This is a genomic window from Polaromonas sp. P1_E3, from assembly GCF_056405935.1.
Genome location: NZ_JBFUBD010000650.1, coordinates 1 through 1,095 on the forward strand (window position 1 = coordinate 1; position 1,095 = coordinate 1,095).

Annotated in this window: 1 protein-coding gene; it reads right to left on the reverse strand. The window is 59.7% G+C overall.

The features are described 5' to 3' along the window. On the reverse strand, positions 1 to 1,095 hold a 1,095-nt coding region (locus tag AC1D0Z_RS22505; RefSeq protein ID WP_477660363.1), incomplete at both ends, for a S16 family serine protease.

The following is a 1,095-nucleotide window of genomic DNA, read 5'->3' on the forward strand; positions in this document are numbered from 1 at the left end:
GAGCCCGCCAATGGCCGTGACCTCACCACGCAGGGTGATCTCACCTGTCATGGCGACGTCACCCCGCACCGGAATACCCGTCATCGCAGAAACAAAAGCAGTGGTCATGGCAGCGCCCGCGCTCGGACCGTCTTTCGGTGTCGCCCCGTCCGGCACGTGAATATGGATATCGCGCTTTTCGAACATCTCGTCCTTGATGCCGAGAACCTTGGAGCGGCTGCGCACCACCGTGCGCGCGGCCTCAACGGATTCCTTCATGACATCGCCTAACGATCCGGTTCGGGTGATCACGCCCTTGCCGGGCATCATCGCGGCCTCAATCGTCAGCAAGTCGCCACCGACTTCCGTCCAGGCCAGACCCACCACCTGGCCTACCTGGTTTTGCTGCTCGGCGCGGCCGTAGTTGAACTTGCGCACGCCCAGGAAATCATTGAGGTTGTCGGGTGTCACGATGACCTTGGGCGTCATCTTCTTGAGCTGGATTCCCTTGACCACCTTGCGGCATATCTTGGAGAGTTCGCGCTCAAGCGAACGCACGCCGGCTTCACGCGTGTAGTAACGCACAATGTCACGCACCGCCTGCTCCYGCACTTCGAGCTCTTCTTCCTTCACGCCGTTGTTCTTGACCTGCTTGGGCAACAGGTAGCGCATCGCAATGCTGGTTTTTTCGTCTTCGGTGTAACCGGAGAGGCGAATCACCTCCATGCGGTCCAGCAAGGCCGGCGGAATGTTCATCGAATTCGATGTAGCCACAAACATCACGTCGCTCAGGTCGAAATCAACCTCGACGTAGTGGTCACCAAATGTATGGTTCTGTTCGGGGTCCAGTACCTCCAGCAGCGCGCTCGACGGATCGCCGCGGAAGTCGGTGCCCAGCTTGTCGATTTCGTCCAGCAGGAACAGCGGATTGCGCGTGCCGGCCTTGGTAAGGCTCTGCAAGACCTTGCCGGGCAACGCGCCAATATAGGTTCGGCGATGGCCGCGAATTTCGGCCTCATCACGCATGCCGCCAAGGGCCATGCGCACATACTTGCGGCCCGTTGCCTTGGCAATTGACTGACCCAGCGAAGTTTTTCCCACGCCAGGAGGTCCTAC